The following is a 1,456-nucleotide window of genomic DNA, read 5'->3' on the forward strand; positions in this document are numbered from 1 at the left end:
GCATGACGATCGCCTGCCGCCAGGATCCACGTGTTATGGATCATCAGGAACCCGGCCCGTGCCATCCGCACGTCGTCACCCGCCATCGCGATCACAGACGCCGCCGAGGCCGCGATCCCCAGGACATTCACGGTCACCGCCTGTTTGTGCTCGCGCAACAGGTTGTAGATCGCGAGCCCCTCGAAATAGTCGCCGCCAGGCGAGTTGATATTAACCGTCACCGGCCGGTCCCCGATCGAGCGCAACGCGGCCGAGATCCGGCGCGCGGTCACCCCGTCACCCCACATGTCGGCCCCGATCGGGTCGAGGATCGAGATCGCCGCGGCATCATCCTCGGCCGCCGCGCGAACATCGGGGGCCCACCGCTGCAGCGCCTTCGGCGAGATGTCGCTTTGCACGCCCGGGCGCGCGGTTGCCTTTGCCTTCGGCAGGTCGCGGATCGTCATGTCTTGTCCTTTCCGAGAAGGTCGATCGGCGCGGTTGCCACCTGCGCCCGAAGATCGTCGGCCGCGCCACCCCGGCGCGGCAGGTTCAGCTTGTCGCGGCTTTCATCGCTCGACATGATCCCGCTCGCGGTCATCTTCGACAGGAAGTCGCCCTTGGCCTTGCTGTCCATCTGCAGCATCGCCTCGCGGTTCCATTCCACGAACCACTTGCCCCGGCGCTCGGGCGGGATCAGATCCTTGCTGATCCGCGTCTCTATCCGCCGCAGGATCGGATTGATCCCCATCCGGAGCCAGGCGAGCATGATCGCCTCGACCCCCGTTCCCCACATCGTCTGCCCCTGCCCTGCATGGCCGATCACGATCGGAGGCGTGCCAAACCAGCGGCACACGTCCTCCACCCCGAAGCGGCGCGTTTCCAGAAGCTGCGCATCCTCCGGGTTCATGGTCGCGCCGCTGAACTTGAGCCCGGCCTCCAAAATCATCGTCTTCCCGGCCTTCGAACTGCCCGCATAGGTCGCAAGGTACTCCTGCAGCTGCTCGCGTTGCTCAGGGTCGAGCTCCTGGTCGGATTCGAGGAAACCGCCCTGTGTCATCCCGTTCGCGAAGACCCGCGCGGCGGTCTCGTCGGCCGCCAGCGCCGATCCGAAGCTCTGCACCCCGAACTTGATCACGCTCATGCCAATCCCGTCCCCGCCGCCGAAACCGCGAATGTGGAACACCTTGTCCGGCGGCAAGATGTGCCGACGGCCATTCTCCAGGAACTGGTAATCGAAGCGCCCGTCATCCCGCCGTTTCGGGCTGACATTGAAGAGCGGACGCAGCCCCACCAGCCGGCGCCCGATGAAGAGCTTCTCGGCATACTGGTTGCCGTCCAGGTAGAGATGCGCGGCCGCGGATTCCCAGTGTTCCATCGCGGTCTGACCGCTGTTCGGGCTCGCCGTCAGAACCTCGGCAAGATCCGGCTCGATCCGCGCGCGCGAGCCATTGGCTTGCTTTTCGTAGAAGGCCAC

2 protein-coding genes are annotated in these 1,456 nt (G+C 65.6%); both read right to left on the reverse strand.

Annotation, left to right across the window (positions count from 1 at the left end):
* The coding region (locus D4754_RS23730) for a head maturation protease, ClpP-related (protein ID WP_205589709.1) at nt 1-446 on the reverse strand (446 nt) is incomplete at its 3' end.
* The coding region (locus tag D4754_RS23735; protein ID WP_121068637.1) for a phage portal protein at nt 443-1,456 on the reverse strand (1,014 nt) is incomplete at its 5' end. The genes D4754_RS23730 and D4754_RS23735, both read right to left, overlap by 4 nt.

It is taken from the genome of Chachezhania antarctica (assembly GCF_003646465.1).
Classification (GTDB): domain Bacteria; phylum Pseudomonadota; class Alphaproteobacteria; order Rhodobacterales; family Rhodobacteraceae; genus Chachezhania; species Chachezhania antarctica.